The sequence below is a fragment of the Nocardioides acrostichi genome, from assembly GCF_015319165.1.
Classification (GTDB): domain Bacteria; phylum Actinomycetota; class Actinomycetes; order Propionibacteriales; family Nocardioidaceae; genus Nocardioides; species Nocardioides acrostichi.
Genome location: NZ_JADIVZ010000009.1, coordinates 92,133 through 114,903 on the forward strand (window position 1 = coordinate 92,133; position 22,771 = coordinate 114,903).

At 71.8% G+C, this 22,771-nt stretch carries 23 protein-coding genes; 8 read left to right on the plus strand and 15 right to left on the minus strand.

Features of this window, described 5'->3' with window-relative positions:
• Window positions 1–136: 136 nt before the first annotated feature.
• The 6 genes from ISG29_RS15625 to ISG29_RS15650 all read right to left on the minus strand — a co-directional run bounded on the left by ISG29_RS15625 (window position 137) and on the right by ISG29_RS15650 (window position 7,211).
• Window positions 137–1,570, minus strand: coding sequence for a GuaB1 family IMP dehydrogenase-related protein (locus ISG29_RS15625; protein WP_194504376.1), 1,434 nt, complete (start codon window positions 1,568–1,570; stop codon window positions 137–139).
• A gap of 11 nt (window positions 1,571–1,581) precedes the next feature.
• Window positions 1,582–1,974: an ankyrin repeat domain-containing protein gene (locus ISG29_RS15630; RefSeq protein ID WP_194504377.1), complete on the minus strand. Its 393-nt coding sequence runs from the start codon at window positions 1,972–1,974 to the stop codon at window positions 1,582–1,584.
• On the minus strand, window positions 1,971–3,320 hold the full coding sequence (locus ISG29_RS15635) for a DUF2252 domain-containing protein (RefSeq protein ID WP_194504378.1): 1,350 nt from the start codon (window positions 3,318–3,320) through the stop codon (window positions 1,971–1,973). The genes ISG29_RS15630 and ISG29_RS15635 overlap by 4 nt, the downstream gene beginning before the upstream one ends.
• Before the next feature lie 47 nt (window positions 3,321–3,367).
• Entirely contained in the window at window positions 3,368–4,486 is a 1,119-nt protein-coding gene (gene nicT, locus ISG29_RS15640) for a Nickel transporter NicT (protein WP_207793203.1), read from the minus strand.
• A gap of 107 nt (window positions 4,487–4,593) precedes the next feature.
• Entirely contained in the window at window positions 4,594–5,820 is a 1,227-nt protein-coding gene (locus tag ISG29_RS15645) for an acyl-CoA dehydrogenase family protein (RefSeq protein ID WP_194504379.1), read from the minus strand.
• Window positions 5,820–7,211 carry an acyl-CoA dehydrogenase family protein gene (locus ISG29_RS15650; RefSeq protein ID WP_194504380.1) on the minus strand — a complete coding sequence of 464 codons (1,392 nt, stop codon included), beginning with the start codon at window positions 7,209–7,211 and terminating at the stop codon, window positions 5,820–5,822. The genes ISG29_RS15645 and ISG29_RS15650 overlap by 1 nt, the downstream gene beginning before the upstream one ends.
• 97 nt (window positions 7,212–7,308) lie before the next feature.
• Between ISG29_RS15650 and def the strand changes: the two genes are divergently transcribed.
• A complete protein-coding gene (gene def, locus ISG29_RS15655; RefSeq protein WP_407940228.1) occupies window positions 7,309–7,908 on the plus strand; it encodes a peptide deformylase in 600 nt (199 codons plus the stop codon).
• Between the two features lie 18 nt (window positions 7,909–7,926).
• Window positions 7,927–8,598 carry a hypothetical protein gene (locus ISG29_RS15660; RefSeq protein ID WP_194504382.1) on the plus strand — a complete coding sequence of 224 codons (672 nt, stop codon included), beginning with the start codon at window positions 7,927–7,929 and terminating at the stop codon, window positions 8,596–8,598.
• A gap of 34 nt (window positions 8,599–8,632) precedes the next feature.
• On the opposite strand, the gene ISG29_RS15665 is transcribed toward ISG29_RS15660, so the two are convergent.
• The 4 genes from ISG29_RS15665 to ISG29_RS21745 form a co-directional block, all read right to left on the minus strand.
• Complete coding sequence (locus ISG29_RS15665; protein WP_194504383.1) at window positions 8,633–9,436, minus strand: TrmH family RNA methyltransferase; 804 nt, start codon at window positions 9,434–9,436, stop codon at window positions 8,633–8,635.
• Window positions 9,436–10,653 (minus strand): uroporphyrinogen-III C-methyltransferase, encoded by a 1,218-nt coding sequence (gene cobA, locus ISG29_RS15670; protein WP_194504384.1) that lies wholly within the window; start codon window positions 10,651–10,653, stop codon window positions 9,436–9,438. Before cobA ends, ISG29_RS15665 begins: the two co-directional genes overlap by 1 nt.
• A gap of 182 nt (window positions 10,654–10,835) precedes the next feature.
• The gene (locus tag ISG29_RS15675; protein ID WP_194504385.1) at window positions 10,836–11,702 is read right to left on the minus strand and encodes a hypothetical protein; all 867 of its coding nucleotides are present in this window, start codon (window positions 11,700–11,702) and stop codon (window positions 10,836–10,838) included.
• Window positions 11,699–12,853 carry a PP2C family protein-serine/threonine phosphatase gene (locus ISG29_RS21745; protein WP_194504386.1) on the minus strand — a complete coding sequence of 385 codons (1,155 nt, stop codon included), beginning with the start codon at window positions 12,851–12,853 and terminating at the stop codon, window positions 11,699–11,701. The genes ISG29_RS15675 and ISG29_RS21745 overlap by 4 nt, the downstream gene beginning before the upstream one ends.
• 115 nt (window positions 12,854–12,968) lie before the next feature.
• Here ISG29_RS21745 and ISG29_RS15685 point away from each other — a divergent pair, with 115 nt between their 5' ends.
• The 3 genes from ISG29_RS15685 to ISG29_RS15695 are packed head-to-tail and all read left to right on the plus strand — an operon-like array spanning window position 12,969 to window position 16,274.
• Complete coding sequence (locus ISG29_RS15685; RefSeq protein WP_194504387.1) at window positions 12,969–14,483, plus strand: catalase; 1,515 nt, start codon at window positions 12,969–12,971, stop codon at window positions 14,481–14,483.
• A gap of 38 nt (window positions 14,484–14,521) precedes the next feature.
• Window positions 14,522–15,322, plus strand: coding sequence for a glycerophosphodiester phosphodiesterase (locus ISG29_RS15690; protein WP_194504388.1), 801 nt, complete (start codon window positions 14,522–14,524; stop codon window positions 15,320–15,322).
• Window positions 15,312–16,274: an alpha/beta hydrolase gene (locus tag ISG29_RS15695; protein WP_194504389.1), complete on the plus strand. Its 963-nt coding sequence runs from the start codon at window positions 15,312–15,314 to the stop codon at window positions 16,272–16,274. The genes ISG29_RS15690 and ISG29_RS15695 overlap by 11 nt, the downstream gene beginning before the upstream one ends.
• A 113-nt stretch (window positions 16,275–16,387) precedes the next feature.
• Here the strand turns inward: ISG29_RS15695 and ISG29_RS15700 are convergent, their stop codons facing one another.
• The gene (locus tag ISG29_RS15700; protein WP_194504390.1) at window positions 16,388–17,065 is read right to left on the minus strand and encodes a nitroreductase family protein; all 678 of its coding nucleotides are present in this window, start codon (window positions 17,063–17,065) and stop codon (window positions 16,388–16,390) included.
• A 61-nt stretch (window positions 17,066–17,126) separates the two neighbouring features.
• On the opposite strand from ISG29_RS15700, the gene ISG29_RS15705 reads away from it, so the two are divergent.
• A complete protein-coding gene (locus ISG29_RS15705; protein WP_194504391.1) occupies window positions 17,127–17,567 on the plus strand; it encodes a hypothetical protein in 441 nt (146 codons plus the stop codon).
• A gap of 15 nt (window positions 17,568–17,582) precedes the next feature.
• Here the strand turns inward: ISG29_RS15705 and ISG29_RS15710 are convergent, their stop codons facing one another.
• The 4 genes from ISG29_RS15710 to ISG29_RS15725 are packed head-to-tail and all read right to left on the minus strand — an operon-like array spanning window position 17,583 to window position 20,697.
• Entirely contained in the window at window positions 17,583–18,347 is a 765-nt protein-coding gene (locus ISG29_RS15710) for a sulfite exporter TauE/SafE family protein (protein ID WP_194504392.1), read from the minus strand.
• Entirely contained in the window at window positions 18,344–19,417 is a 1,074-nt protein-coding gene (locus ISG29_RS15715) for an SPFH domain-containing protein (protein WP_194504393.1), read from the minus strand. The genes ISG29_RS15710 and ISG29_RS15715 overlap by 4 nt, the downstream gene beginning before the upstream one ends.
• Complete coding sequence (locus tag ISG29_RS15720; protein WP_194504394.1) at window positions 19,414–19,893, minus strand: NfeD family protein; 480 nt, start codon at window positions 19,891–19,893, stop codon at window positions 19,414–19,416. Before ISG29_RS15720 ends, ISG29_RS15715 begins: the two co-directional genes overlap by 4 nt.
• Window positions 19,894–19,902: 9 nt before the next feature.
• Complete coding sequence (locus ISG29_RS15725; RefSeq protein ID WP_194504395.1) at window positions 19,903–20,697, minus strand: ABC transporter ATP-binding protein; 795 nt, start codon at window positions 20,695–20,697, stop codon at window positions 19,903–19,905.
• Window positions 20,698–20,771: 74 nt separating this feature from the next.
• Here ISG29_RS15725 and ISG29_RS15730 point away from each other — a divergent pair, with 74 nt between their 5' ends.
• Together ISG29_RS15730 and serB are read left to right on the plus strand one after the other, a co-directional pair.
• Complete coding sequence (locus ISG29_RS15730; RefSeq protein WP_194504396.1) at window positions 20,772–21,533, plus strand: hypothetical protein; 762 nt, start codon at window positions 20,772–20,774, stop codon at window positions 21,531–21,533.
• A gap of 9 nt (window positions 21,534–21,542) precedes the next feature.
• Window positions 21,543–22,757 (plus strand): phosphoserine phosphatase SerB, encoded by a 1,215-nt coding sequence (serB, locus tag ISG29_RS15735; RefSeq protein ID WP_194504397.1) that lies wholly within the window; start codon window positions 21,543–21,545, stop codon window positions 22,755–22,757.
• Window positions 22,758–22,771 lie beyond the last annotated feature (14 nt).

Here is a 22,771-nt window from a genome sequence, read left to right on the forward strand (position 1 = left end):
GCTCAACCACCGGGCGGCGACATCCCCGGCCTGGCTGCAGGGGTTTCGACACGCCTGCGCCTCCGGCATCCGGCGGCTCAACCACCGGGCGACGACATCCTCCGGCATCCGGCGGCTCAACCACCGGGCGGCGGACTCACCAGGAGGTCGCGAGCGGCCGCCCCTCGGCGTACCCGGCAGCCGACTGGACGCCCACCACGGCGCGGTCGTGCAGCTCCGCGAGCGAGGTGGCGCCGGCGTAGGTGCACGCCGAGCGCACGCCCGAGCAGATCTGGTCGATGAGATCCTCCACGCCCGGCCGGGCGGGGTCGAGGTACATCCGCGAGGAGGAGATGCCCTCCTCGTAGAGACCCTTGCGCGCGCGGTCGTAGGCCGACTCCCCCGTCGTGCGGTTCGCCACGGCGCGGGCCGAGGCCATCCCGAAGGAGACCTTGTAGGCGCGGTCGCCGTCCTCCACCAGGTCACCCGGCGACTCGTGGGTGCCGGCGAACCAGCTGCCGATCATCACCGACGACGCCCCAGCGGCCAGCGCGAGCGCGACGTCGCGAGGGTGCCGGACGCCGCCGTCGGCCCACACGTGCGCACCCAGGTCGCGCGCCGCGGCGGAGCACTCGAGCACCGCCGAGAACTGCGGTCGGCCCACGCCGGTCATCATGCGGGTCGTACACATCGCACCCGGGCCCACGCCCACCTTCACGATGTCGGCGCCCGCCTTCACGAGCTCACGCGTTCCCTCGGCGGAGACGATGTTGCCGGCAGCGATCGGCACCGGTAGGTCCAGCGAACGCACGGCGCCCAAGGCCTCAAGCATCCGCTCCTGATGACCATGGGCGGTGTCGACGACCAGCGTGTCGACGCCCGCCTCCACCAGCCCGGCCGCCTTCGCGCCCACGTCGCCGTTGACACCCACGGCCGCCGCGACGCGCAGGCCTCCTCGCTCGTCGGTCGCGGGCGTGTAGAGCGTGGCCCTCAGGGCGCCGGCGCGCGTGAGCACACCGAGCAGCCGGCCGTCGGCGTCCACCGCGACGGCGAGCGCGGCCCGGGCCCGGTCGATGGCGTCGAAGGCCACGCGAGGGTCGGTACCGGCCTCGATCATCACCTCGGGCGGGCTCATCACCTGGTGCACCTGCGCGAAGCGGTCGACCTCGACGCAGTCGCCCAGGCCGAGCACGCCGACCGGCCGCGCGTCGTCGACCACCACCGCGGCGCGGTGAGCGCGCTTCGGGATCAAAGCCAGCGCCTCCGCGACGGTCTGGTGCGGCGCGAGCTCGATGGGGGTGTCGAAGACCAGGTGGCGCGACTTCACGAACGCGACCACGTCGCTCACCACGGGCACCGGGATGTCCTGCGGGATGACCACCAGGCCGCCGCGCCGCGCGACCGTCTCCGCCATCCGCTTACCCGCGATCGCGGTCATGTTCGCCACCACCAGCGGCAGGGTCGCCCCGGACCCGTCGGTCGTGGCGAGGTCGACGTCGTAGCGGCTGGCGACGCCCGACCGGGCCGGCACCATGAAAACGTCGTCGTAGGTCAGGTCGTACGGCGGGGCCGCGTCGTTCAAGAAGCGCACGGGGCGCGACTCTACGTGCTGGACCCTGGCAGCGTCCGCTCGAAGAACCGGGCGGTCTCACGTGCCGAGGGCGCCCCGCGGTCGGGGTCGGCGCCCGTCTCCACCAGCACCCGGGCCACGTCGTCCTCCGCCTTGAACACGGCGCCGGCGAGCGGCGACTGGCCGCGATCGTTGAGCCGGTTCACGTCGGCTCCGCGCTGTGCCAGCGCGGCCACCAGGTGGGCATGACCGTGATAGGCCGCGAGCATGAGCAAGGTGTTGCCGGAGGCGTCGGTGAGGTCGACCGGCACGCCGGCATCGACGTAGGCCAGCAGTCGCTCGGCTGCACCTTCGCGGGCGCAGTCGAGCAGCTGGTGCGCGAGCTCCACCGCCTCCGGGGAAGGTTCTGGGCAGGGCCCGCTCACGACCCGGTCGCCTCCAAGCCGATGCGACCCGAGCGGAACGCCTCGACGAACAGGCCGTGGTCGGAACGCACCTGATCGGCGTAGCGCAGGCCGAAGTCGACCAGCCAGGAGACGAGCTCCTCGCGCTTCTCCCCCACCGAGCCGCGCACGGCCTCCTCGACCTGGAAGTCGACGAGATCCTGCTCGCTGTCGGAGTCCGAGGCGCAGTGCACCTTGGCGGTGGCTCGCCCCAGCAGCGTGACGACTCGGCGGATCTGATCCGGCTCCACGAGGTCGTCCCACTCCAGGTCGACCTCGTAGGGCGAGACCTCCGCGATCATGTAGCCGACGCCGTCGATGTCGGTCCACCCGAGCAACGGGTCGGTGTGCACCTGCAGCGAGCGCTGGCTCACGACCGTGCGATGGCCCTCGTTGTCGAAGTACTTCTCGACCGCCGAAGTGTCGACGAACCTGCTGACGGCCGGCACGTTGGCCTGCTTCATCGACAACAGCACGTCGTTGTCGAGCGCCTGGCTGTGCCCCTCGATCAGCAGGTTGTAGGCCGGCAGCCCCGCGCTGCCGATGCCGAAGCCGGACTTGCCCACGACGTCGCGCAGCTCGTAGAAGAGCGCGTTGCGGCGCTTCTCCTGCGGAATCGACTCCTGGTAGCGGCGGTAGGCCTCCACCACGCGGCTCTGCTCCTCCACGCCGAGGCGCCGCACGGAGGAGTCCTCGATGAACACGCGGTCGCCGTCTTGCCGGGTCGTGTTCGCATCCAGCAGGTCGGTGCGGCGGTTCATCCGCGCCGAGGCCAGCACCGCGTGGATCGGGCCGTCGGTGTTGTCGAGCAGCAGCGCGAAATCCTCCGCCGCCCCCGACGCGTAGGCGTCGACCTGGTCGAGGTAGGCGCCCACGTAGTCGGCGATGAGCGCCTCGACGTCGTCCTTGGGCAGCGCCTTCTGCCACCCCACGAGCGCGAGCGAGGCCGCGAACCGCTGGAGATCCCACGTCCAGCGCCCGATGTAGGCCTCGTCGAAGTCGTTGACGTCGAACACGAGCCGGCCGTCGCTGTTGAGGTAGGTGCCGAAGTTCTCGACGTGCAGATCCCCGTGGATCCAGATGCGACCCGAGCGGCCGTCGTCCCACGAGGAGCCGGTGTCACGCGCGGCTCCGCTGGTGACGTCGTTGTAGAACAGACATGCCGTCCCGCGGTAGAAGGCGTGCGGGTCGGCGGCCATCTTGCGGTACTTGCCTCGGAACCCGGCCGGGTCGCCGCGCATGAGCTCGCCGAAGGCGTCGTCGAGCACCTGCACGATGGTCCTCAGCCGCTTCTCGTCGGCCTTGCTGATGGTGTCTCCCTCTCCCATGCCCTCACCCTGCCCCTGGGGCCGAGGCGCCAGCCCACCCCACCGGGTCAGATCCAGCGCTCCTCGACGCGGCCGAGGCGCCAGACCGCGAGCGCGACGGCCCACACCAGCACGAACAGCCCGACGAGGGCGTAGCCGGCGTCGGCGAGCGGGATACCGGCGATCGCCGCCAACGGTCCGTGTCGGATCGAGAGCCGGTCGACGAGCACCGAGTCGAGCTCGATGGTGCCGATGACGAGGGCGACGAGGACGGAGAGTGAGGTGATGGTGAGGTTGTAGAAGATCTTGCGCACCGGCCGGGCGAAGGCCCACCCGTAGGCGACGTTCATGAAGACGCCGTCGGTGGTGTCCATGAGGCACATGCCGGCCGCGAAGAGGATCGGCAGCACCAGGATCGCCCAGAACGGCAGACCGGAGGTCGCCGCGCCCCCCGCCACCACGAGGAGCCCGACCTCGGTCGCGGTGTCGAAGCCGAGCCCGAAGAGCACCCCGACCGGGTAGATGTGCCAGGCGCGGGTCACCGAGCGGGTCAGCCCGCCCAGAACCCGGTTCAGCAGCCCGCGGGAGTCCAGCCGGCGCTCCAGCTCGGCCTCGTCGAAGCGCCCCTGCCGCAGGTCGCGGAACACCGCCACGATGCCGATCAGCGCCACCAGGTTCACCATGCCGAGGATCCAGAGGAACAGCCCGGAGACCGAGGGTCCGACGATGCTGGTCAGCGTGTGCAGCCGCGAGTCGTCGTCGGCGAGCTGGCCAGACAGCGAGCGGACGCCGAGGCCGAGCAGCACACAGAGCGCGAACACGATGGTGGAGTGGCCCAGGGAGAACCAGAAGCCCACCGACAAGGGCCGCTCACCGCGCCATCCTCGCTCGGAGGCCGACCGCTCGCGCCGGGCGAGCAGCGTCCGCGTCGTGTTGTCGACGGCCGCGATGTGGTCGGCGTCGAAGGCGTGCCGCAGGCCGAAGGTGTAGGCCAGCAGCCCCACGCCCACGGTGTAGGTCGGGTGGGCGCCGCCGATCTGGTAGCCGTGAGGAGCCACGAGGATGACGAGCACACCGAAGCCGATCAGGTGCAGCGCGACGATCAGGGCGTACATGCCGAACAGGCTGCGGCGCTCCCTCGGCGCCAGGTGGCCCCACGCTGCGGTCAGTCGTGACGCCTTCGCCATGCTTCACCCTTCGCCGCAGATGGTTGGTTGTTGCAACCATCATGCAACAAGGGTGGGCACGGGTGACCAGCCGGGATGAGGACTCCCCCGGTCGACGCCTCAGCCGGTCACTTCAGTTGACCGCTGGTCAGCCCGAGCACCCGGCGAGCCACGATCAGCTGCTGGATCTGCTGGGTGCCCTCGAAGATGTCGAGGATCTTGGAGTCACGACCCCACTTCTCGAGCAGCTCGTTCTCGGAGTAGCCGACCATGCCGGCCAACTCGACGCACGAGAGCGTGACGTCGGAGCCGACGCGGCCGGCCTTGGCCTTGGCCATCGAGGCCTCGAGGCTGTTGGGCTCGCGGTTGTCGGCCATCCACGCCGCCTGCATCATCAGCAGCTTGGCGCCCTCCCAGTCGGCCTCCAGCTGGAGGTACTTCGAGGCCGCGGCCACCTGGGTGTGCGCGGGGCGGTCGTAGTCGATGCGGACGCCGGCCTGCTCCAGCAGCTCGCGGGTCAGGTCGAGCGAGGCGCGGGCACACCCCACGGCCATCGCGGCCACCAGTGGGCGGGTGTTGTCGAAGGTGGCCATGGCGCCGGCGAAGCCCTGCTTGGTGTCGACCTCGGGCGAGCCGAGCAGGTTCTCCTTCGGCACCCGGCAGTCCTCGAAGAGGATCGCCGCGGTGTCGGAGGCGCGGATGCCGAGCTTGTGCTCGAGCCGCTCCACCCGCATGCCGGGTGTGCCCTTGGGCACCACGAAGGACTTGATGGCGGCCCGGCCGAGCTCGCGATCGAGGGTCGCCCACACCACGATGTGGTCGGCTCGGTCGCCGGAGGTGACGTAGATCTTCTCGCCGTTGATGACGTACTCGTCGCCGTCGAGCACGGCGGTGGTCTTGATCTGGGCGGAGTCGGAGCCGACGCCGGGCTCGGTGATGGCCATGCCGGCCCACACGCCCTCGAACCGCTCGGACTGCTCCTCGTCGGCCACCGAGGCGATGGCCGAGTTGCCCAGGCCCTGACGCGGCATCGAGAGCAGCAGCCCGACGTCGCCCCAGCACATCTCGGTGATCGAGAGCACCGAGGCGAGGTTCGAGCCGTTCCTGTTTCCCGACGACTCGGGGCCGGTCTTCTCCTGCTTCTCCTCTCGACGGACGCCGGAGGCGCCGGCGCCCTCGGAGGCGCCGGACTCCGAGAGCCCGTCGATCATCGAGGCGAGCATGTCGAGCTCGGTCGGGTAGGCGTGCTCGGCGCGGTCGTACTTGCGCGAAATCGGCCGCAGCATGTTCATCGCGACCTGGTGGGCCTGGCCCACCAGGGGCTTGAGCTTCTTGGGATCCTCGAGGTAGATCATCAGACCAGCACCGCACCTTCCATGATTCCGACGGCACGCAGGTCGCGGTACCACCGCTCGACCGGGTGCTCCTTGACGAAGCCGTGGCCCCCGAGCAGCTGGACACCGTCGTTCCCGATGCCCATGCCGCGCTCCGCGCACAGCTTGCGGGCCAGGCCCACCGCACGCGCGGCGTCCTTGCCGACGGCCACCTGACCGGCGGCCTTGTAGGTGAGCAGGCGCATGGCCTGCAGCTCGATCGCGATGTTGGCGACCATGAAGGCCACCGACTGACGGTGTGCGATCGGCTCGCCGAACGCCTCGCGCTCCTTGACGTAGGGCGTCACGTAGTCGAGCACGGCCTGGCCGGTGCCGACCGCGAGGGCACACCAGGCCAGACGCGAGAGCCGCACGCACTCGGTGTAGGTGGAGGCGTCGGTCTCACCGAGCACGGCGTCGGCCGGCACCTTCACGTGGTCGAGGTGCAGCGTGGTGAGAGCGGCCGCGCGCAGGCCCATCGAGGGGTCGGCCTCGACCCTCAGGCCCTCGGCACCGGACTCGAGCAGGAACAGCACGGGCTTGCCGTCGAGCTCGGCGCCGACGACGAACAGCTCGGCCTCGGCGCCGCGCACGACGCCGGCCTTGACGCCGTTCAGCTCGTAGCCGTCGGCGGTCTTCGTGGCGGTGGTCGACGGCGCGAGCACGTCGAAGAGCACGGTGGGCTCGGCCAGCGCCAGCGCTGCGGCGGGCACGCCGTCCTTGCCGGACTTCTCCTCCGAGAAGGGCGGCAGGTAGGTCTGCTGTTGCGCCTCGGTGCCCCAGAGCCCGATGGCGGTGGCGACCGCCCCCGGGGCGAGCGCGGCGACCGCGATGCCCATGTCGCCCTTCGACAGCGCCTCGGCGACGAGGGTGCCGGCCATGGCCGAGCGCTCCTCGGCGATGCCGCCCAACGCCTCGGGCAGACCCAGGATCGGCAGCCCGATCTCGAGGCTGGCCGCGAGCACCTCCTCGGGCGTGGCGCACGCGTCGTCCGCGTCGGCGGCGGCAGGGCGCACGATCTCGGCGGCGAACTCGCTCACGACGTCGACGAGCATCTGCTCGTCCTCACTCGGCGTGAGGTCGAAGAGCCCCGTCGGCTCGGCGCTCGGCACGCGGGTTCCGGGCTTCTTCGTGCTGCCGGCCTTCGCGAACTGGCGGCTGGCCCGAGTGAGGGCCGCAAAGCCGCTGCGGGTCGTGGTGAACACGACCTGCTCGGTCTGCTTGCGGATGCCGAGGCGGTCGAGCAGGTCGCTCGCGGCGAGTCTGCCGAGACCGGCCACGGCGTACCCGATGGGGTCGCGCTTCTCGGTGCTCGCCAGCCCGTTCTTGCCGCCCGGCCCCAGACGGGAGGTCAGGGTCTTGGGAAGGTCCATACGAGATAATGTAACTATGAGTTACACACGGCGCTACACCGACGGCCGTGGATCAGGTCACACGTGTGCACCGAACCGCACGACCGCACGCCCTAGGATGCGCCGCATGGCTGCCCCGGACTCTCCCGCCCACGCGCCGCACGGCCCGCTCCCCGAGGGCGGATCGGTCCGACCCATCACCCGGTGGGGCACCGACGTGATGCACCGCCCCCAGCGGCAGGTGACCGCGTTCGACGACGACCTGCGCGCGCTCGCCGCCGACATGGTCGCCACCATGTACGCCGCCGACGGTGTCGGTCTGGCCGCCTGCCAGGTCGGCGTCGACCTCGCGATGTACGTCTTCGACTGCCCCGACGAGAGCGGCGAGCGCACCGTGGGTGTCGTGTGCAACCCGGTGCTCACGCTCCCCGAGGGCAAGGACCGCCACCTCGACGACGCCGAAGAGGGCTGCCTCTCCTACCCCGGCGCCTTCGTCGGCTGCGCGCGCCCGGACTTCGCCTCCGTCACCGGCGTGGGCCTCGACGGCGAGCCGGTGACCTTCAGCGGCAACGGACTGCTCGCCCGCTGCCTCCAGCACGAGACCGACCACACCGTCGGCACCGTCTTCGGCGACCGGCTACCCACTAAGGCGCGCAAGAGGCTGACCAAGGAGATGGAGCGCTCCGCCGACGAGTACCCGCTCGGCTGGCCCGCCTGAGCCCCTAACCTTCTGGCCATGACGCTCTCCCTGTCGGCCCAGCTCTCGCGGACGCCGCGGCCTGTCGTGGCCCTCACGGCCGTCGTCGCTCTCGTGGGTCTCGGGGCCGGCGCCTGCACCGACACCTCCTCCGGCTCCTCCGCCGACACCGCGGCGCAGGCCACCGTGACCGTCACCACCACGGTGACCGCCCAGCCCGAAGCGGCCGACGACCCGGCGGTCTCGGTCGAGGTCGGCAGCAGCGGCACGACCTGCTTCACCCGCGGCATGCCGCGCGACATCGCGTGGTTCGACAGCCAGTGGAAGAGCACCGCGGATCTCGACGAGATCGGCTTCCGGCTGGTCGACGGCACCGGCTACCGCGTGATCGGCTCCCCCGTCTCGATCCCGCCCCAGAACCCCGGTGGCGCGATCACCAGCGGCGGCACCATCGCGTGGGACACCCGCTCCGACTTCGACGATCGCTTCGTCGTGTGGAGCCAGCGCGAGTCCACCGACCTGATGGCAACGTTCGCCGGCCAGACCGGCGGCCTCATGTTCCATCTGCGCATGGCCCCCACGACCCGCCGCGGCGACTCCCCCGCCGACCTCGGCACCCTGGAGGCCACCTGGACCCAGGACGGCGAGCAGCAGACCGCCCGGGCCCCCGTCGACCAGGTGCTCAGCACCGACCCGGCCGACTGCCGATAGCCCGCTCCTGCGGTGGCCGCGCGCCGGCCACCGGTCAGCGGCGGGCGGCGACGTAGCAGGCGACCGCCGAGGCGGCGGCGACGTTGAGCGAGTCGATGCCGGCCGCCATCGAGATGGTGGCCAGCCGATCGGCGTCGGCCTGCCATCGCGCCGAGAGGCCGTGGCCCTCGGAGCCGAGCACGAGAGCGACCCGGTCGAGCCCGAGCACGGCGTCCTCGATCGGGACGGCGCCCTCGGCGAGCGTGAGCGCGACGGTGGTGAACCCGCGTGCGGTGAGCGAGGGCAGCGCACCGTGCCACTCCTCCAGCCGGGTCCAGGGCAGCGAGAACACCGCTCCCATCGCGACCTTCACCGAGCGCCGGTAGAGCGGGTCGGCGGCCCGGGGCGAGAGCAGCACGGCGTCGACCCCGAGGGCGGCGCCACTGCGGAACAGGGCGCCGATGTTGGTGTGATCGACGACGTCCTCGACCACGAGCACGGTGCGGGCGCCGTGCAGCACCGCCTCGACGCTCGGCAGCGCGTTGCGGCGCATCGAGGCGAGCGCACCGCGGTGCACGTGAAAGCCGGTGACCTGCTCGGCCATCGCCTCGGAGACGACGAAGCAGGGTGCGGCGCTGCGCTCCAGCACGTCGCCGAGTCCGTCGAGCCAGCGCGGCGCCATGAGGAAGGAGCGGGCTGGGTATCCGGCCTCGACCGCCCGCCGCACGACCTTCTCCCCCTCGGCGAGGAACAGCCCGTGTTGGGCCTCGAGGTGCTTGCGCAGCGTGACGTCGCGCAGGTCGCGGTAGTCGGCCAGACGCGGGTCGTCGGGGTCGTCGACCTCGATCAGGTCGGCCATCAGCCGCGGCCGGCGGGCCGCGCCACCCCGACCACGTCGCCGATCACGATGATCGCCGGGGGGCGCACGCCCTCGGTCTCGATGTCGGCGGCCAACGTGCCGAGGGTCGAGATGACGGTGCGCTCCGCGGGCATCGTGCCGTCCATCACCACCGCGAGCGGGGTCTCGGCGTCACGACCGCCCGCGAGCAGCGCCTCGGCGATCTTCGGAGCGTTCTCGACGGCCATGAGCAGCACGACGGTGCCGCGGAGCCGGGCCACGGCGTCCCACTCGACCAGCGAGTCCGGGTGACCGGGCGGCAGGTGGCCCGAGATCACGGTGAACTCGTGCGCGACCCCGCGATGCGTGACCGGGATGCCCGCACGTGCGGGCACCGCGATCGCCGAGGTGAGACCGGGCACCACGGTGACGGGCACGCCCGCCGCCTGACAGGCGAGCACCTCCTCGTAGCCGCGGCCGAACACGAAGTTGTCACCGCCCTTGAAGCGCACGACCCGCTTGCCGGCCAAGGCGCGGTCGACGATGACCTCGTTGATGAACTCCTGGGCGGCGGACCGACCGCGCGGCAGCTTGGCCACGTCGATCAGCTCGACGTCAGGCGCGAGCTCGTCGAGCAGCTCGCGCGGCGCCAGCCGGTCGGCCACCACCACATCGGCGGAGGCCAGGGCGTGGCGCGCCGCCACGGTCGCGAACTCGGGATCGCCGGGGCCGCCCCCCACCAGCACCACCCCCGGCGTGCGGTCGTGCGCGGCGCGCCCCGCGAGGGATCCGTCGCGCAGACCGGCCATGATGTCGTCCCGCACCGACGACGAGACCCGTGGCTCGCGGTTGGCGAGCACGGCCACGGTGAGCTGGTCGTGGCGGCCGACGGCCGGCGTCCATGCCGTGCCGCCCTCGGCATCGTCGCCGCGCACACAGAAGACGCGGCGCTCCTCGGCGGCCGACGCCACGGCCGCGTTGACCTCGGGGTCGTCGGTGAGAGCCAACGCATACCAGGCGCCGTCGAGGTCGGACTCGGCGAACCCGCGAGCCTCCCAGGTCAGCTCCGCCGCCAAGCCCTCCAGCGAGGGGGTGACGTCGGGCGAGACGAGCAGCACGTCGGCTCCTGCCGCGATCAGCGGCGGCACGCGGCGTTGGGCGACGTGACCACCGCCGACGACGAGCACGCGGCGTCCGGCCAGGCGTAGGCCTGCGGGGTACGGGGGCTCCGAGCTCATGGCCCCATGCTCCCAGCGACGGTCCGACGACGCTGCTCCTGCCCGGGTGGTGGTCGCCACGCCGCGCAGTGGCTGGGTTCGGTGTATGGCAGACCTCGAACCTCCCGCCGACCCGACGCCCGGTCTCTGCTCACCGGCTGGGACGTCGTCCAGCTCGGCCGGTAGGGCTGCCACCCGCGCGATCATCGACGGGACGTGCCGGCAGCGATCTCCCGCAGGAGGTCTGCGACGTCGGGCGCGGAGCGCTCCACGAGCCAGTCGAGCGCGACGTCGTGGCCGGTCGTCATGCCCGAGCGCTGGTCGGCGACCTCCGCCACGACCAACGCGCCGCTCTGCGGCACCGGCTGACGCACCCCCACCTCGTCGTCGACCCGGTGCTCCGCGGCCAGGAGAACCTCGTGCGGGACCGCTGCGCAACGACGCTCCCGCAGTGCCGCGGCCACGCCCGGCAGCACGCCGCTGGTCCCCGTGCCCGCGGCCTCGTCGAGCCCGAGCGCCAGATCGTCGAGATGCCGCTCCATCAGCCATGACGGCATGCCCTTGCACGCCAGCAGCCCGCTGAGCCATGTGACCTGCTGGAGCGCTCGCTCGAGCGGCAGGCCCGTGAGGGTCGCCAGCCACGCGGAGTCCGACCCGGCGAAGCGCGAGCCGCGACCGCCGTAGCGCTGGGTGTAGTAGGGCACCTCCTCGAAGGTGCGGTGTGCCGCCCGCACCGCGGCGCGCAGCAGCACGGCGTCCTTCGTGACCGCGTAGTGGCCCGCTGGGGCGTTGAGGACGCCGGCCTCGATGCGGTTGTCGCGTTGGCGTCTGCGGATGGCGGCCACGACCCGCTCGATCGATTCCTCGACCAGCTCGCCCAGCCGCCCGGCGGGCAGGGGCGCGTCGGCGGCGAAGAGGGCGGCGAGCCGCACGCTGTCGGTGTGTCCGGCGACGCACGCCGTCCGCTCGACGCACGCGACGGCAGCCCAGGTGGCGGGGTCCTCGAGGTGCCCGGTGACGCGACGCTCGGCGTGCTCGTGCAACAGGGCACGGGCGAGGTCCTCGCTCATCGCGGCCCTCCGACGGGCCGCTCCAGACCGCGGTCGATGATCAGCACGGCTCTGTCGTCGTCGCCGCGCGGCACCCGGCGCAGGATCCGCTCGGCCGCACCCTCGAATCCATGGGCGACGGCGATGCTGCCCATCCGCTGGAGCCAGGCGATGCCGTCGTCGATGTCTGCATCGGGCCTCTCCACCACACCGTCGGTATAGAACATGAGCGCCTCGCCGCGGGCGAGCGTGCCCGAGGAGTCGTGCAGCGAGAGCTCGGAACTGACGCCGAGCGCCATGCCCCGGGCCGTCTGCGGGATCCACTCTCGGCGCGCGGCGTTCCAACGCAGCGCCGGGGGATGACCCGCGCTGTGCACGACGAAGCGACCGGTGGCCAGATCGATCAGCACGTGCACGGCCGTCGCCAGGGTCTCCTCGGACTCCTGACGCAGCAGGAAGTCGTTGGCCGCCTCGAAGAGCCGCCGCGGGGGTAGCGCGCCGATCAACCCGCTGAGGGCTCCGGCGAACTGGAGCGCTCCGGTTCCGGCCGCGATGCCCTTGCCGACCACGTCGACGAGAATCAGCTCGAGCTCGTCGCCGTCAGGCCCTTCGCGCAGGTCGGCCACCATGAAGTCGCCCGCGTAGCCGACTCCGTGCGCGGCGACCATGGAGGTCTGGCAGCGCCAGGGCACCGGCAGCGGCGGCACCACGCCTTGGCGCTGGAGGCGGTCGCGCAAGTCGGCCAGCATGGAGTCCCCCAGCGGAGCCGGCAGACCACTGCGCTGGAGCCCGGACTGGACGAGGATCAGCGCCCCGCCCAGGCTCAGGGCGAGGAGCCCGGAGAGCCGGGCCACGGAGAACGCGGCGCCCCCGTCGTCGGCCTTGAACGACAGCACGGCCACACCGCCGAGCACGACGATCGTCAGCACCAGCAGCGGCCGGAAGCGCAGGAGCGCGAGCCCGATGACCAACCACACGAAGTACGTGCCGACGGGCAGCACCTGGTAGCGGTGCCAGGTCACCGTGAAGCACCCGGTGACCAGGAGCACGAGCAGGGCGAGGACGACGCCCTGGCTGCGCGGGGTGCCCCGGCTCCACTCGGTCGCCAGCTCGATCGCGCCGCGACTCCAGGAGCGGCCTCCGAACGGCCGGCGGGGAGCACCACGGTTCACGCGCGAAGCCTACGGTCCACCCACCCCGGGGTGGTGGGAAACCGGGCAGGAGCGAGGCACCGTGGGAGCAGAGCCCCGGATCGATGCCACCCACCATGCAAGGAGATCTCGACCCATGACCCAGGCACCCGCCCAGCGCGGTTCCACGACCGGCACCGGCGCACCGGCGCCGTCGGACCGCAACAGCCTCAGCGTCGGTCCCGACGGGCCGCTGCTGCTCCACGACCACCACTTCATCGAGCAGATGGCCCACTTCAACCGCGAACGCGTGCCCGAGCGCAACGTGCACGCCAAGGGCTCCGGTGCGTTCGGCACGTTCGAGTGCACCGCAGACGTCTCGCAGTGGACCAAGGCCGCGATGTTCACCCAGGGCACCACCACCGACATGCTGGCCCGCTTCTCGACCGTCGCCGGCGAGCAGGGCTCGCCCGACACCTGGCGCGACCCGCGCGGCTTCGCGCTGAAGTTCTACACGACCGAGGGCAACTGGGATCTCGTCGGCAACAACACCCCGGTGTTCTTCGTGCGCGACACCATGAAGTTCCCGCACTTCATCCGCAGCCAGAAGCGCCGCGGCGGCAATGGCCTGCGCGACAACGACATGCAGTGGGACTTCTGGACCCTCAACCCCGAGTCGGCCCACCAGGTCACCTGGCTCATGGGCGACCGCGGCATCCCGCGCACGTGGCGCCACATGAACGGCTACGGCAGCCACACCTACCTCTGGTACAACGAGGCCGGCGAGAAGTTCTGGGTGAAGTTCCACTTCATCTCCGCCCAGGGCGTCGAGTGCCTCACCCAGGACGAGGCCAACCGGATCGCCGGCGAGGACTCCGACTTCCACCGCCGCGACCTCAACGAGGCCATCGAGCGGGGCGACCACCCCAGCTGGACCCTCAAGGTGCAGGTCATGCCCTACGAGGAGGCCAAGACCTACCGGTTCAACCCCTTCGACCTCACCAAGGTGTGGCCGCACAGCGACTACCCGCTGCACGAGGTCGGCACCATGACGCTGAACAAGAACCCCGACAACTTCTTCGCCCAGATCGAGCAGGCGAGCTTCGAGCCGTCGGCGATCGTGCCGGGCATCGGGTTCTCCCCCGACAAGATGCTGCTGGGCCGCGTCTTCGCCTACGCCGACACCCACCGCTACCGCATCGGACCGAACTACCAGCAGCTGCCGGTCAACCGGCATCGCGTCGAGGGCGCCTACACCTACCAGTTCGACGGCCCCATGGCCTACGACCACGTCGGAGACGCCCCGAAGTACGCACCGAACTCCTACGACGCCCCCTACTCCGACCTCACCGGGCCGGTCGAGGACGGCTGGGAGACCGACGGTGAGATGGTGCGCGAGGCCTACACGCTGCGCGCCGAGGACGACGACTTCGGCCAGGCCGGCACGATGGTGCGCGAGGTCTTCGACGACGCCGCCCGCGAGCGCTTCGTCGACAACGTCGCCGGTCACCTGGCCGGCGGGGTGAGCGAGCCGGTCCTGGAAAGGGCGTTCGAGTACTGGACCTCTGTCGACGCCGAGATCGGCAAGCGCATCGAGGAGGCCGTGCGCAGCGGCGACCACGGTGCGCCGGCGCCGCACCCGACCGAGGCGCAGGAGGTCGTCGAGGCCTGAGCTCCGCCCCTCCAGCCCCGTCTGGAACCCTGGGCGGCGTGCTGCGCCGCCCCTCCGAGCCCGTCCTCGTCAGCGCGCACCGCTGCGGGGCGGGCTCGGACCGCTCCCGGGAGAACACGGCGCCGGCGTTGCGCCAGGCCGTCGCGATGGGTGTCGACTACGTCGAGTTCGACGTCCAGGCCCTCGGGGACGGCACGTTCGTCTGCTACCACGACGACCGGCTGGCCGACGGAGCCGCGCTGGCCGATCTCGACTACCCCGCCTTCGCGCGGCAGGCCCCCGACCACCTGCGCTACGACACGGTGCTCGCGGTCTTGGCGGAGGCCGGCGTGCGGGCGCACATCGACCTCAAGCTGGTGCCCGAGCCGGGCGCCGCGCCCGGCGTCGCAGCCGAGGTGCGCGCGGCCGAGCAGGCGGTGGCCGCCCTGGGAGCCGACCGCCTGGTGGTCACGACGCTCGAGGACGCCTCGGTGCGAGTCGTGCGCGACTGGGCCGACGCGCGCGGCCTCGACCTGCTCGTGGGGCTCTCGCTCGGACGCCGGGTGGCGGGGCTGCCGTGGTACCTGCAGTTGCGCATCCGGCGTTCGGAGGTGCTGCCGCGGCTGCGGGTGAGGCGCTCGCGCGCCAACGTGATCGTGGCGAACCACGCGCTGGCGCGGCTGGGCGTGGCCGCGTTCGCCCGACGGCGTGGACTGCCGCTCCTCGTGTGGACCGTCGACACCGAGCGATCGCTGCGCTACTGGTTGCAGCCCGGACGAGCCTGGCTCGTCACGAGCAACGAGCCCGGTCTGGCCCTGGCGGTGCGCGACGGTCTGCCAGACTCGCGCCGTGAGCGCTGACTTCGTGGCCGACGTGCTGGGCGGGTCGTGGGAGGCCGAGACCATCGATCTCGGTTCGGACGACGAGGGGCGGGTCGTCGCGACGCTCGTGCATCGGTGGGCGGACGGCGAGGGGCCGGGCGAGCGGGCCGTGCTGCACGTGCACGGGTTCGCCGACTACTTCTTCCAGGCCGACTACGGACAGTGGTGGCTCGACCGCGGTTACGACGTCTATGCCCTCGACCTGCGCAAGTACGGCCGCTCCATCCGGCCGTGGCAGACGCCCACCTATGTGGCGGACCTCGGCGAGTACGACGCCGACCTCGACGCCGCCTGGCACCGGGTGGCCCAGCGCGACGGGCACGACCACGTCGTCGTCTCGGCCCACTCCACCGGAGGTCTGACGCTGCCGCTGTGGCTGGAGCGGCGGCGTCCAGCCGAGCTGGCCGGGGTCGTCTTGAACTCGCCCTGGCTCGACCTGCAAGGCGCCCCGTGGCTGCGCTCGGTCGGCACCCTCCTCATCGACCAGATCGGCGCCCGTTGGCCCCAGCGCGTGCTCGGGCGCGAGGTCAAGGGACTCTACGGCCGCTCGCTGCACCGCGAGCACGACGGCGAGTGGGACTTCGACCTGGACTGGAAGCCCCTGCTCTCGTTCCCGGTGATGTTCGGCTGGCTGCGCGCCATCCGCCGCGGCCACGCCGTGCTGCACCGGGGGTTGAGCCTCTCGGTGCCCATCCTCGTGCTCAGCTCGGACCGCTCCACCACACCGGCCGAGATGGGCGAGGACGTACACGCCTCCGACATGGTCCTCGACGTCTCCCAAATCCGCCGGTGGTCGCCCTGCCTGGGTACCCACGTCACCTACGTCGCCGTCCCGGGCGCCCGCCACGATGTCGTGCTCTCCCGCGCCGAGCCCCGGGCCCGGGCCTACGACGAGCTCGGCCGGTGGGTCGGGGCGTACCTCTCCGCCTGACGAGCGCGCGCTGGGGCGTGGGGTCCGAGCCATCTGGTGAACCGGATCCCACACTTAGCCGGGGTCGGCCCCCACGTCGGCCCCCACGTCGGCCCTCACGTCGGCACCCAGCCTCAGCCGGACACACCGGCCCCGTCGAACCGTTCCCACGTCACGAACTCCTCGACCGGACGCCGCGTCAGCTTGGTGATCTGCTTCGCGGGTCTGCCGAGGGGGACGACTGCCGCCACGGCGTAGCCCTCGGGCACGCCGAGCAGCTCGCGGACGGCGTCCTCGCGGGCGACCGCCATCGTGGTGATGGTGCCGCCCAGGCCTTCGGCGCGGGCCGCGAGCAGGATGTTCCACACCAGCGGGTAGACCGACGCGCCAGAGACCAGCCCGATCCGGTCGAGATCCTGGTCCATGGCGGCGACGACGCCGAGGTCGACGGTCACGACCAGCACGACGCCGCAGGTGAGCAGTGGCTCGGTGAACGATGCGGGGACGCCGGTCGCCGCGATCTCCTCGGCGCTCGGGCCGGGAGGGTGCAGCGGGTTCCAGGGCGACTCCCCCGCCTTGGACTGCGCCAGGTAGCGGCGCACCGCGGGCTCGTTCAGCTCCGCCAGACGGCGCCGGGTGTCGGGGTCGCGCACGGCGATGATGCGCACGCCCTGACGATTGCCTCCGGACGGCGCGAACCGGGCGTCGTCGAGGATGCGGTGCAGCAGCTCGTCGGGTACCTGCACCTCGGGCGGCTCGTCGGCGAACTCCCGGCTGGCCGGGGTCGTCCGCATGACCTCGCTCAACTCCATGTCGTCTCCATGCCTCCACTCTCCCACCACGTCCCTCACCCAGCCGCTAGGGTCACGGGGCATGAACCCCGTGACCGGACTCAGCCTCGGCCGCATCGCCGTCGGCGCCGCCTGCATCGCCCGCCCCGACCTGGCCTCGACGTACCTCGGCGTCGCCACGTCGACGAACCCGCAGGCGGGCTTCGTGACGCGCCTCTTCGGCACCCGCGAGATCGCGATCGGTGCGGCCACGCTGCTGGCCTCCGGCAAGGGCCGGGCCGGGCTCGTGCTGATCGGCGTCGGCGTCGACGCGGCCGACGCGTGGACCGGGTTCGTGGCTCCGGCCGAGCAGGGCCTGGAGAAGAGGGCCGGCACCACCATGGCGGCGGCCGGCACGGGCGCGGCCGTCATGGGTCTGCTCGGCCTGCTGCCCTCGCAGCGGACCACGCTCACGCGAGCGGAGAGGAAGGCGGCCAAGAAGGCGGCCAACGAGGCGGCCAGGGAGTCGGTCCGGAAGGCGTGAGCTCGCGGTAGGTCGCTACGTCACGAGGAGCGCGGTGACCGCGACCAGGCCGACCACCGCGATGAGCCCGCGCAGGGCGACGGCTGGCAGGCGGCGGCCGAAGCGAGCCGCCAGCGTGCCTCCGACGACGCTGCCGAGCGCGATGATGCCGGCGATCGGCCAGTCGACGTGCGCCACGAAGACGAAGACGACGGCGGCGACACCGTTCACGACACTGGCCAGCACGTTCTTCACCGCGTTCAGGCGCTGCAGGTCCTCGACGATCCCGATGCCGAGCACGCCCATGAGGATCACGCCCTGCGCGGCTCCGAAGTAGCCGCCGTACACACCCGCCGCCGCCGTCGAGATCCACACCCAGACCGGAACGCCGGTGCCGACCACGCCCCTCTCCGCACGGCGGGCCGCCACCCGCCGGGAGATGGCGGGCTGGGCGAGCACGAGCACCACGCCAAGGAGCACCAGGAAGGGCACGATCGTGTCGAAGGCGCTGCTCGGGAGCACCAGCAACAGCACGGCGCCCGTCGTCCCGCCGATGACCGAGGCCACGGCGAGCCGGATGGCTCGCGTGCGTTGACCGACCAGCTCGCGGCGATAGCCCCACGCGCCGGCCAGCGAGCCGGGCAGCAGCCCGATGTTGTTGGAGACGTTGGCGGTGACCGGCGGTACGCCGAAGGCGAGCAGGGTCGGGAACGTGATGAGCGTGCCGGACCCGACCAGCGTGTTGATGCCGCCGGCGGCGGCGCCCGCGAAGAGGAGGGCGACCGCCTCGACCGGCGTCACTTATCGAGGTCTGTCTTGCCCGGGTTCGCCGCGCGCTGGGCCTCGGCGATGGCGGCTTGCACCGCAGCGTCGGCCTCGGAGGTGCCTGAGCTCGTGGGCAGCTGCGGCTCGCTCGGACCCATGTCGACGCGCTCGCGCGGGCCCTCGGTCTCGGTCGGGATGCCGCGCAGGTCGTTCATGGTCGACCCCAGCCCCTCGAGGGCCTTGCCGATCTCGCTCGGCACGATCCAGAGCTTGTTCGCACCACCTTCGGCGATCTTGGGCATCATCTGGAGGTACTGGTAGGAGAGCAGCGACTGGTCCGGGTTGCCGTCGTGGATGGCCTGGAAGACCGTCTTGATGGCCTGGCCTTCACCCTGGGCACGCAGGATCGCCGCCTCGCGGTCGGCCTGCGCCCGCAGGATCTGCGACTCGCGCTCACCTTCGGCGTTGAGGATGGCCGACTGCTTGTTTCCCTCGGCACTCAAGATGGCGGACTGCCGCTCGCCCTCGGCGGTGAGGATCAGCGCACGCTTGTCGCGGTCGGCGCGCATCTGCTTCTCCATCGAGTCCTTGATCGACGGCGGCGGGTCGATGCCCTTGATCTCGACGCGGTTCACGCGCACGCCCCACTTGCCGGTGGCCTCGTCGAGCACGCCACGCAGGCCGCCGTTGATGGACTCGCGGCTGGTGAGGGTGTCTTCGAGGTCCATGCCACCGACGATGTTGCGCAGCGTGGTCATGGTGAGCTGCTCGATCGCCTGGATGTAGTTGGCGATCTCGTAGGTCGCAGCGATCGGGTCGGTCACCTGGAAGTAGATGACGGTGTCGATCGAGACCACGAGGTTGTCCTCGGTGATCACCGGTTGCGGCGGGAAGCTCACGACCTGCTCGCGCATGTCGATGACGTAGCGCACCGTGTCGATGAACGGCACGACGATGTTCAGGCCGGGATTGAGCGTGCCCTTGTACTTGCCGAACCGCTCGACGATGCCGGCCCGCGCCTGCGGGATGATCCGCACGGTCTTGGCGAGCATCACGATCACGAACAGGACGACCAGCGCGAGCAGGATCAAGATGGCGGTGGTCATGCGATCTCCTCTGGGGTGGAACCGGGCAGCGTCAGGGGGTGCACGTAGGCGGTGGCGCCCCGGATCTCGAACACCTCGACGGTCTGGCCCTCGGCGATGGGCGTCGTGTCGTCGTAGGGCTTGGCTGTCCAGATCTCGCCCTCGAGGCGGATCTGGCCGGACGTCGCCGCGGTGAGCCGGGTGACCGCGATGCCTTGGGAGCCTACGAGCTTTTGGTGACCCGTGGTCAGCCCCGGGCCGTCGTGCAGGCGGTGCACCAGTGAGGGCCGCAGGAGCGTCAGCGTGGCCGCCGCTGCGGCCACGGCGAGCAGCACCTGGAGGACGACGGGCGCGGCGAGCGCCCCGGCCACCATGCCGACCAGCGCACCCACGGCCAGCATGCCGAGGATGAGGTCGAGACTGAACATCTCACCGACGCCCAGCGCTGCGGCGAGGGCGAGCCAAGCCGCCCACTGGTGGTCGCCGAGCCAATCCATGTAAAGACCCTACCGAACCCGGGTGCGCCGGCGAGCCGCATACCGGCCGTCGGCGTGGTCGAGCACGAGCGGCATGCCGAAGGCGGCCGAGAGGTGCTGCTCGGTGAGCACGTCGTCGATGAGCCCGGCCTTCACGACGCGGCCCTTGCGCAGCAGCAGGGCGTGGGTGAAACCGGGCGGTATCTCCTCGACGTGGTGGGAGACGAGCACGGTGGCGGGGCTGTCGGGGTCGTAGGCGAGCACCGAGAGGGTCGAGACGAGATCCTCGCGGCCGCCCAGGTCGAGACCGGCGGCCGGCTCGTCGAGCAGGAGCATCTCGGGGTCGCTCATGAGGGCACGGGCGATCTGGACCCGCTTGCGCTCGCCCTCGCTCAACGTGCCGAAGGTGCGGTCGATCAGGTGCTTGGCGCCCAACTCGCGCAGCAGGGAGGTCGCGCGCTCGTGATCGAGTTCGTCGTAGACCTCACGCCAGCGGCCGAGCACTCCGTACGCGGCAGAGACGACGACGTCGCTGACCGACTCGTGGCGCGGGATGCGCTCGGCCAACGCCGCGCTCGTCACGCCGATGCGGGGTCGCAACTCGAAGACGTCGACGCGACCCAGCGTCTCCTCGAGGATGTCGGCGCGCCCCTGCGTGGGGTGCAGCTGGGCGGAGCAGAGGGAGAGCAGGGTGGTCTTGCCGGCACCGTTGGGGCCCAGCACCACCCAGCGCTCGTCCTCCTCGACGGTCCACGAGATGCGGTCCAGCAACAGGGAGTCGCCCCGCCGGACCGTGACGTCGACGAGGTCGATGACGGCGGCCATGGGCGACACCCTACGGGCCCGGGCCGGCACCTACCCGCACACCTCGCACGGCTTGCCGCGTAGCGTCGCCCGCCGTGAGCCGAGCGCGAACCGACCTCCCGGCCTCCGCCCGGCTGGCCTGGTGGGGCACCGCGTGGCTGCGCGGGCACGTCGTCGCCGATCTGGTGGTCGACGAGGTGGTCGCCGCCGAGGAGACCGGGCAGGCCACGCACGTGCTCTCGGGGCTCGCCGACCTCGGCCTCGGCGGGGAACCGGTCGAGGCACTCATCGGGGGTCTGGCGCGCCTGCGCGTGGAGGGTGCGACCTGCCTCGGCGCCGCCTTCCCCGCCGAGGGGGATCCGGTCGGTCTCGGCGGACCGGTCGCCTTCAACCACGACGCCCTGGAGATGGGTGAGGCCGCGGTCGCAGACGGCATCGGCCTCGTGCCCCACGTCGTCGGGGGCGCGACCACCTGGGTGGCCCACCGTGCGGACCGGCGCCAGCTCCCGGATGTCGGCGAGGCCGACCGTGCCCTGCGAGCGGGCCTGCTCGAGGCGACCGACCTGCTGGCCCGGCTCGACGTAGCCCGCTGGCGCCCGGAGCTCGCGGACCACCTCATGAACCTGCGGCACCGCGAGCCGCTCACCGCTCCCCCGGGCACGCCGGCGCGCTGCGTCGACCTGGCCGACCGTGCGCTCGTGGCCCGCGAGATCGTCGACCTGGCCCTGGAGGACGACGGCGGCGCGCTCACGCTGCACGAGGCGCAGCGCCGCGAGCAGGCGCTGGTGCCGCTCGGCCGGGCCGCTCGCCGCGCCCTGGTGGCCGCCTGCTCCCCCGAGGTCTGGCCCATGACCTAGGGTTCCCCCGTGCGCCCCGAGACGCTGCTCATCACGCTCACCGGGCGCGAACGACCCGGCGTCACCTCGACGGTGTTCTCGACCCTCGCCCGCTTCGGCGTCGACGTCCTCGACCTCGAGCAGATCGTGCTGCGGCGCCGCCTGGTGCTGGGACTCCTGGTGACGGCGCCCGAGTCGCGGGTCGAGGCCGACCTCCTGCGCGAGGAGCTCGAGAGCACCGCGGCCGGCCTGGACATGAGCCTGGAGATCGAGCCCGGCACGGGCGACGCCCACGAGCCCGCCGAGGGCCGGGCCCATGTGACGGTGCTCGGCGCCCCGCTGACCGCGACCGCGATGGCCGCGGTGGCGAGCCGGATCGCGGAGGCCGGCGGCAACATCGACCGCATCGAACGTATGGCGAGCTACCCCGTGACCGCCATCGACCTGCACGCCTCGGGCGCCGAGCCCGCCGCGCTGCGCGGCGTCCTGGCTCCGGAGGCGGCGCGTCTCGGCATCGATCTGGCGGTCCAGCCTGCAGGACTGCTGCGCCACGGCATGCGGCTGATCGTCATGGACGTCGACTCCACGCTCATCCAGGGCGAGGTCATCGAGATGATCGCGGCCCACGCCGGATGCGAGGACGAGGTGGCCGAGGTCACCGAACGCGCGATGCGTGGCGAGCTGGACTTCGAGGAGTCGCTGCGCTCCCGGGTCGCGCTTCTCGAGGGCGTGCCCGCCTCGGCCCTGCACGAGGTGTACGACTCCATCGAGCTCGCTCCCGGCGCCCGCACGATGGTGCGCACCCTGCGCCGGCTGGGCTATCGGTTCGCGATCGTCTCCGGCGGCTTCAGCCAGATCACCGCGCGGCTCGCCGTCGAGCTCGGCATCCACTTCGCGCGCGCCAACGAGCTCGAGATCGTCGACGGCGTGTTGACCGGTCGCGTCGTGGGCGCGGTCGTCGACCGCGCCGCGAAGGCCGCCGCACTGCGCGAGTTCGCTGCCGAGCTCGGCGTCGACCCCGCCGCCACCATCGCCATCGGCGACGGCGCCAACGACCTCGACATGCTCGAGGCGGCCGGTCTGGGCATCGCGTTCAATGCCAAGCCGGCCGTGCGCGACGCCGCCGACACGGCTCTCAACGTGCCCTATCTCGACACGATCATGTACCTGCTCGGCATCAGCCGCGAGGAGATCGAGGCTGCCGACCGGGCCGCCGGCATCACCACCCCGGCGCCGCCGGTCTGAGCTGGGAGTGCCCC